Genomic DNA, 7,923 nt, shown 5'->3' on the forward strand with positions numbered 1-7,923 from the left:
CCACGCATGTTTCTTTCTTGCGCACCACCACAGATAAGCGGTTTAATTTTCACGTTCCCATTTATATAAAGAAACCCCACTCCTTTGGGTCCATGTATTTTATGCGCAGAGCAAGTGATAAAATCAACCGGAATATCTTGTAAATCAAAAGGGTAATGACCTACAGTTTGTACCGTATCCGAATGAAACAATGCGTCATAAGCCTTACACATTTCGCTCACTCTTTTTATAGGCAATAAGTTTCCAATCTCATTATTGGCATGCATAAGAGACACCAATGTTTTACCACCAATTTGTAAAAGCTCTTCGAGATGATCCAGTTTTACACTTCCATTCTCATCCAGGTCAACAAAGCTCACTTTCACTCCTCTTTGTGCTTCCATCCTCTCAGCAGTGTGTAATACCGCGTGATGCTCTATTCTTGTAGTAATTATATGATCAACTGCCAGGTCATTCACACAACAAACAATCGCCATGTTATCCGCTTCCGTTCCACAAGATGTAAAGAACACCTCACCGGGAGAAACATTAAGTAAACCCGAAACGATTTTACGCGCATTTTCAATAACCACTTTGGCTTCCCTTCCCTTTTTGTGAATAGAAGATGGATTGCCATAGGTGTTATCCATGAGACCAGAAATAACCTCTTTTACCTCTTTAGATAGAGGCGTTGTTGCAGCGTTATCGAAATAAACTTCCATTTAACTCAAAGCCTTTATATCCGCCATAATCTTCTCGGCCAATCCATTCGCACTTGACTCTGACTCGCTCTCCGCATAGATTCGAATAATCGGTTCAGTGTTGGATTTTCTCAAATGAACCCACTCTTTATCAAATGCAATCTTCACCCCATCAATATCATTAATTGGCTTGTCGGAATAACTACTTTTTACTTTTTCTAAAAGCTCATCCACATTAATAGAAGGTGTTAACTCAATTTTGTTCTTGGAGATAAAATAATTCGGATAGCTATTCCTAAGCTCAGAAACCGTTTTATTCATCTTTGCTAAATGCGAAAGGAACAAAGCAATACCAACTAATGCATCCCGTCCGTAATGAAAAGCCGGATAGATTACTCCTCCGTTTCCTTCTCCACCGATAACGGCATTAGTAGCCTTCATTTGTTCTACAACATTTACCTCTCCAACAGCGGCTTCATTGTATGTATACCCGGCTAATTCAGTAACATCTCTAAGTGCTCGCGTAGAAGATAAATTTGAAACCGTATTGCCTCCAGTATGTTTCAAGACATATTCTGCAACAGATACCAGCGTGTATTCCTCTCCGAACATTTCGCCATTCTCACACACTAAAGCCAAACGATCTACATCCGGATCTACAACAATACCTACATCTGCTTTATTGGCAACAACGGCACTCGAAATTTCCCTAAGGTTTTCCGGTAATGGTTCTGGGTTATGCGGAAAGTGTCCAGTTGGATCACAGAATAACTCAACGATATTATTTACACCTAACTTCTTTAATAATGCAGGGATATAAACTCCTCCCGAAGAGTTAACACAATCAATCGCTACTTTAAAGTTTTTTGCTTTAATAGCTTCAACATCCACTAGGTCTAAATCTAGAATATGTTGAATGTGAATGTCTAAATAATCTTTGGTTTCACAGGTTCCTAAATCATCCACCTCTGCGAAATTAAAGTCTCCAGATTCTGCTATTTCAAGGATACGCTCTCCGTTACTTGCAGATAAAAACTCACCCTTTTCGTTAAGTAGTTTAAGTGCATTCCAATTCTTTGGATTATGACTTGCAGTGATAATAATACCGCCGTCTGCCTTCTCGTCGGTAACTGCAATTTCTACAGTTGGAGTAGTAGTAAGGCCAATATCAATCACATCTACTCCAAGACTTTGAAAAGTAGCATTGACTAGGTTATTTATCATTTCACCAGACAAACGAGCATCTCTACCTACTACTACTTTATTCGAATCCTTACCCGAATTTTCCTTCATCCAAGCTGTATACGCAGAAATATATTTAACTACATCGAACGGGCTAAGAGACCCACCTGGCTGGCCTCCTATCGTTCCTCTAATTCCTGAAATCGATTTAATTAATGTCATTGATTACTAGTTTTCGCTAAGGTATTCATTTCATTCTTAAATATCAGTTAGGTAAAAGCTTCTCATTAAAAAATCAGAAAAACATTCCGAGATTAATCTATGTCCCTCAAAATCAATTGTTCATTTCTTTGTTGAAAAGAATAAGGATACTCTTCCTCAAACCATTAATCAAATTCTTTTCTTTGATAAAAGCAGGATAATTTTCAATGACAGAAGAACCTTCTAACAATAATCCCAAACAAGTAAAGAGCCAAATCGAAAGATTTGAGCACATGGTGGCCGACGACGATATTCAATTTATCGACATCGACGACATGGAAGTTATTGCTGGTTATTACATGGATACCTTCCGTTACACAAGGGCACTAAATGCTATAAATATTGGCATTTCCATGCATCCTTTTTCCTCTACCCTTCTCCTTTGGAAAGCTCAAGTATTACTTAGTGATGGCAAAACAGATGAGGCAATTGAGTCATTGATACAAATTGAAGTTCTCGAGCCTACAAATTCTGAAATGTATTTATTAAAAGGCATCATTAATTCCAGAAAGAAATACCATCAGGATGCGATAGAATGTTACAAGATGGCAATCATCAATCAAGAATCGCCCATGGATGAGCCATATTTGGCTTTAGCTGAAGAGTACAAATTATTGGAGGATTTTAACAGTGCCAAAGAATGTTTAGAGAAGGCATATGAAATTGATGAAGATAATTTAGACACGATACAAGACCTGGCATATTGTTACGATCACTTAGGTAATTTCAAGAAAAGCATACTACTCTACCATCTAATTTTAGATGAAGAACCATATTCGTTTGTAAACTGGTTTAATCTAGGCCTCTCTTACTTTAATAGTGAAGAAGTAAAGAAATCCATCGATGCGTTTGATTTTGCTATTGTTATAAAAGATGATTTCGCCGGTGCATATTATAGCAAGGCATGTTCGTTAGCCTACCTCCAAAAGCATGAAGAAGCTATTGAGAACTACTTGGAAACGTTCAAGTACGAAACACCAGAGCCAATCACATACTACGCTTTAGGTGAATCATACGAACAACTGGATGACTTAAAAAATGCTTTTTCATACTACAAAAAATGCACAGATTTAGATCCTTTCTTTTCAGATGCATGGATTGGAATGTCGGCCACTTTCGATGAGAGTAATAAAGATATTAATGGTGTTGAGTTTATATTAAAGGCAATCGAAATAGAACCAGACAATTCAGAGTACTGGCACTTATATGCTGAAGTAAATTCTAAACTGAATCAATTCAACAAAGCGCTTAACGCATTTCGTCAAGCATTAAAGCTCGATCCAAATAATGGAAACCTATGGATTCATTATGCTAATTTCTTATCAGAGAACGATAAACACAGAGAAGCGATAATTGTACTACATAAAGCCATTGAATTAGAGCCAGAAAATGCATCTTTTTACTACGTTTTAGCTGCTTTTTTACTTCTCGATGATTGTATCCAAGAGGCGCTTTACTACTTAAAACCCGGACTATCACTCGATTACAAACTACACTACTTACTCTATCAATATATTCCTACAGCAAAGAACATAACAGTAGCTAGAAACATGATAGATTCTTATCTTTGAACCATGAATTTTGAACTAGATCACATTCCATTAAGACATGAGCTTCCTCGACAAGAAGGACTAACCATGGTAATGGACAAAGGAATAAGTTTGCGTGAAGCGCAAGACTTTAATGAAGTATCCGCTCCGTACACTGATTTCCTCAAATTAGGTTTTGGCACGTCTTACCTCACAAGCAACCTAAAAGAAAAAATTAAGCTCTACAAAGATGCCGGAATGATGGTATATGTAGGTGGCACTTTATTTGAAGCTTTTGTTGTTAGAGGCAAATTCGACGAATTCAGAAAAATGCTTGATGACTACGGTTTAAACTGTGCTGAAGTATCGGACGGTTCAATTGTTCTTCCTCACGACGAAAAACTGGAATACATCCACAAACTTAAAGGACAAGTAACAGTTGTATCTGAAGTAGGTTCGAAAGAAGCTGGCTTAATTATACATCCTAGCATATGGATTACTATGATGAACGCTGAGTTAGAAGCTGGATCTTTTAAAGTTATCGCTGAAGCTAGAGAAGGTGGAAACGTTGGAATATTTAGATCTAGTGGTAACGCACACACGATGCTCGTGAATAAAATATTAGATAACGTACCACAGAAACACGTTATCTGGGAAGCTCCTAAGAAGGAACAACAAGTATATTTCATCAAATTACTTGGAAGCAATGTTAACTTAGGGAACATTGCTGTAAACGAAGTTATCCCATTAGAGACTTTAAGATTAGGATTAAGAGGTGATACATTCTTGGATTATCTTCCAGCCGACATTCAGAAAAAACACGACGTTTGATGAAAAGCATTACAGTACAAGAGCTGAAATCCAAAATGGACAGCGGAGAAGATTTTCAATTAATTGATGTACGCGAACCAGACGAATACAATTTGGTAAATATTGACGGAGAGCTTATGCCACTTGGTCAAATCTTGGATTTTACAGACAAAGTATCTAAAGACAAACCTGTTATTGTACAATGCAAATCAGGTAGAAGATCACAACATGCCATTATGCAATTAGAAGCAGCTGGCGGATTTGACAATCTTTACAACTTAGAAGGTGGCATTTTAGCTTATGCTGAAGAAATCGACCTTTCTCTTCCAACTTATTAAACAGAAGTAAATGAACCCAACCTTCAAAGCCCTCATATCCGATGGCTTAAAAGGATTTGCAATGGGTGCTGCCAATGTTATTCCTGGTGTTTCAGGAGGAACTATTGCCGTAGTAACAGGCATCTATGAAAAACTACTCAACTCCGTTAAGTCAATCGATCTTGACGCACTCAAACTAATTTTTAAAGGCGATTTCAAAGGATTCGCAAATCACATTAACCTAACATTCCTGGCCTCAATTGGAATAGGTGGTGTACTTAGTGTTGTAACACTCGCCAAACTTTTCAAAATGCTTTTGGTAGACCATGCTCTATTTCTATGGTCTTTTTTCTTTGGATTAATCTTGGCTTCGGTATACTATTTAGCTCGTACTGTTAGTAAAATATCCGCTAAAACTATTTCTTTTTTTATTCTAGGTACCGTTATCGCCTTGAGTATATCAATGCTTACACCAGGAGCCGAAAACGACAGCACTTGGTATCTATTGATATGCGGAATCGTTGCCATCTGCAGCATGATATTACCTGGACTGTCTGGATCATATATACTTATCCTCTTAGGCAACTACCAATTAATTATGATTGAAGCAATCGCTTCATTTAACCTTAAAGTAATTATTCCTGTTGGCGCTGGATGCATTGTCGGACTACTTGTATTTTCACATGTATTATCTTGGTTATTTTCCAAATTTAAAGATGCCACCATCTCCTTGCTTAGTGGATTTATCCTAGGGTCTCTTTTAATTCTATGGCCATGGAAAAACGAAGTTTTCTTAACCGACACGACAGGAGAATTAATATTAAGAAAAGGTAAACCAGTTCAGTCGAGCTACGAATGGTTTATACCTGAATCTCTAAACATGGAAGTTTCTATTGCCATTGGCTTAATGATCGCAGGATGTGTGACCATCTTCTTAATGGAGAAATTATCAAACAAATAAGCCATGAAACAATTCGGACTAATCGGTTTTCCGCTTTCCCACTCTTTTTCTAAAAACTACTTCACGGAGAAATTCAAAAAAGAGAACATATCTGATTGCCATTACGAATTATATCCTATTGAAGATATTAGTGCCTTTCCAGACTTAATAAGAAACACACCTAATCTCGTTGGGCTCAACGTTACTATACCTTATAAGGAAGTAGTGATGCAATACTTGGATGAGTTAGATCCAATTGCAAAGGAAGCCGGGGCTGTCAATACAATTGTAGCATCAACTAAAGATAGCAGAACACATCTAAAAGGATACAATACAGATGTATATGGATTCCAAAACTCTATTAATGCATTTGTACAGAGCGAGGCCAACGCGCTTATTCTCGGAACAGGAGGAGCCTCGAAAGCTGTTGAGTTCTCATTGAATAACATGGGAATTAAAACCACATTTGTGTCAAGAAGCCCAAAGGATGATAAGACAATTGCTTACACGGAAGTAACCAAAGAGCTTCTTGGCAATTATCAGATCGTGGTAAACTCATCCCCAATTGGGATGTATCCTAATGTAAATGAATCACCAGATATTTCTTACGAAGGATTAACCCCTACGCACGTATTATTTGATTTGGTATATAATCCACTTGAGACCCAATTTCTAAAGGAAGGAATCAAGAGAGGATCAACCGTAATAAACGGTCTCAAAATGCTCCACCTTCAAGCAGAAAAAGCTTGGGAGATATGGAACTCCTGAGTTAGTTTAGGCTACCTTTGATATAGAAAGTTTACGCGATCTATATGGACTTCCAAATCACATCCGAATACAAACCTACAGGAGATCAACCACAAGCAATTAAGCAATTGGTTGAAGGCATCAACAACAATGCTCGTGCGCAAACTTTGCTTGGAGTTACTGGAAGTGGTAAGACATTTACTGTAGCCAATATGATCCAAGAGGTTGGCCGGCCAACGCTAATACTTAGTCATAACAAGACTTTAGCAGCACAGCTATACGGTGAATTCAAACAGTTCTTTCCGGAAAATGCAGTAGAGTATTTCGTTTCTTATTACGACTACTATCAGCCCGAAGCATATTTACCAGTAACCGATACATATATAGAGAAAGATTTATCTATCAACGAAGAAATCGAAAAGCTAAGACTAAGCACCACTTCTTCTCTCTTATCTGGACGTAAAGATTTAATCGTTATTTCTTCTGTATCGTGTATTTATGGTATTGGAAATCCAAAAGATTTTAACGAGAATAAAGTCATTCTTAAAGTCGGTCAGCAAATTAGTCGAAATGGTTTATTGCATGCTTTAGTGAGCAGTATGTATTCTAGAACCGAGATGGAACTTAGTCGAGGTTCGTTTAGAGTTAAAGGAGATGTAGTTGACGTATTTCCGGCATATGCTGATTACTGCTATCGTATTGTATTTTTTGGGGACGAGATTGAAGAGCTCATGTCTTTTGAATTCATCAGCAATAAGGTGACTGAGAATTTGGAGGAAATGACTATCTATCCGGCGAATATCTTCATGACAAGTAAAGACACTTTACAAGGAGCTATTAAAGAAATCCAAGACGACATGATGGCTCAAGTTGAGTACTTCAAAGAAATAGGAAAAGGCCTTGAAGCAAAAAGACTCGAGCAAAAAGTAACTTACGATCTGGAGATGATGCGAGAACTAGGCTACTGTTCTGGCATAGAAAACTACTCCAGATATTTCGATGGTCGAGAAGCAAACACGCGCCCCTTTTGCCTTATTGATTACTTTCCAGATGATTTCGTTATGGTAATTGACGAGAGCCACGTTACCGTATCTCAAATTCATGCCATGTACGGCGGCGACAGATCACGAAAACTGAACTTAGTTGAGTATGGCTTTAGGCTTCCATCTGCTATGGACAATCGGCCATTAAAGTTTGAAGAGTTTCAAGCCATAATTCCACAGACGGTTTATGTAAGTGCTACACCAGCCGATTACGAATTGGAGCAATCTGAAGGTGTAATTGTAGAACAAGTAATCCGACCTACTGGCCTACTCGATCCTGAGATTGAAGTAAGGCCGAGCACAAATCAAATCGACGATCTACTTGAAGAGATAGCCAAAATAATTGAACTAGACGAGCGAGTTTTAATTACTACGCTTACCAAAAGGATGTCTGAGGAGCTTACTAAATACTTA

At 37.9% G+C, this 7,923-nt stretch carries 8 protein-coding genes; 6 read left to right on the forward strand and 2 right to left on the reverse strand.

Annotated elements, in window-relative coordinates:
* A partial coding sequence (locus HRT72_04080) for an aminotransferase class V-fold PLP-dependent enzyme (GenBank protein ID NQY66885.1) occupies window positions 1–701 on the reverse strand: 701 nt, incomplete at its 3' end.
* Entirely contained in the window at window positions 702–2,084 is a 1,383-nt protein-coding gene (gene glmM, locus HRT72_04085) for a phosphoglucosamine mutase (GenBank protein NQY66886.1), read from the reverse strand.
* A gap of 206 nt (window positions 2,085–2,290) precedes the next feature.
* Between glmM and HRT72_04090 the strand changes: the two genes are divergently transcribed.
* The 6 genes from HRT72_04090 to uvrB form a co-directional block, all read left to right on the forward strand.
* Window positions 2,291–3,694 (forward strand): tetratricopeptide repeat protein, encoded by a 1,404-nt coding sequence (locus HRT72_04090; protein ID NQY66887.1) that lies wholly within the window; start codon window positions 2,291–2,293, stop codon window positions 3,692–3,694.
* 3 nt (window positions 3,695–3,697) lie between these two features.
* On the forward strand, window positions 3,698–4,483 hold the full coding sequence (locus tag HRT72_04095) for a phosphosulfolactate synthase (protein ID NQY66888.1): 786 nt from the start codon (window positions 3,698–3,700) through the stop codon (window positions 4,481–4,483).
* Window positions 4,483–4,800 carry a rhodanese-like domain-containing protein gene (locus HRT72_04100; protein ID NQY66889.1) on the forward strand — a complete coding sequence of 106 codons (318 nt, stop codon included), beginning with the start codon at window positions 4,483–4,485 and terminating at the stop codon, window positions 4,798–4,800. Before HRT72_04095 ends, HRT72_04100 begins: the two co-directional genes overlap by 1 nt.
* A 10-nt stretch (window positions 4,801–4,810) precedes the next feature.
* The gene (locus tag HRT72_04105) at window positions 4,811–5,740 is read left to right on the forward strand and encodes a DUF368 domain-containing protein (protein ID NQY66890.1); all 930 of its coding nucleotides are present in this window, start codon (window positions 4,811–4,813) and stop codon (window positions 5,738–5,740) included.
* 3 nt (window positions 5,741–5,743) lie between these two features.
* Window positions 5,744–6,487 carry a shikimate dehydrogenase gene (locus HRT72_04110; GenBank protein ID NQY66891.1) on the forward strand — a complete coding sequence of 248 codons (744 nt, stop codon included), beginning with the start codon at window positions 5,744–5,746 and terminating at the stop codon, window positions 6,485–6,487.
* A 44-nt stretch (window positions 6,488–6,531) separates the two neighbouring features.
* Window positions 6,532–7,923, forward strand: a 1,392-nt coding sequence (gene uvrB, locus HRT72_04115; protein ID NQY66892.1) for an excinuclease ABC subunit UvrB, incomplete at its 3' end; no start/stop codon positions are given.

This window comes from Flavobacteriales bacterium, from assembly GCA_013214975.1.
Taxonomy (GTDB): Bacteria; Bacteroidota; Bacteroidia; order DT-38; family DT-38; genus DT-38.

Excerpts from the sequence above, each read along its gene's own strand:
- HRT72_04095 (NQY66888.1), top strand. The coding sequence starts at position 3,698 with ATGAATTTTGAACTAGATCACATTCCATTAAGACATGAGCTTCCTCGA.
- HRT72_04110 (NQY66891.1), top strand. The coding sequence starts at position 5,744 with ATGAAACAATTCGGACTAATCGGTTTTCCGCTTTCCCACTCTTTTTCT.
- HRT72_04100 (NQY66889.1), top strand. The coding sequence starts at position 4,483 with ATGAAAAGCATTACAGTACAAGAGCTGAAATCCAAAATGGACAGCGGA.
- glmM (NQY66886.1), bottom strand. The coding sequence starts at position 2,084 with ATGACATTAATTAAATCGATTTCAGGAATTAGAGGAACGATAGGAGGC.
- HRT72_04105 (NQY66890.1), top strand. The coding sequence starts at position 4,811 with ATGAACCCAACCTTCAAAGCCCTCATATCCGATGGCTTAAAAGGATTT.
- HRT72_04090 (NQY66887.1), top strand. The coding sequence starts at position 2,291 with ATGACAGAAGAACCTTCTAACAATAATCCCAAACAAGTAAAGAGCCAA.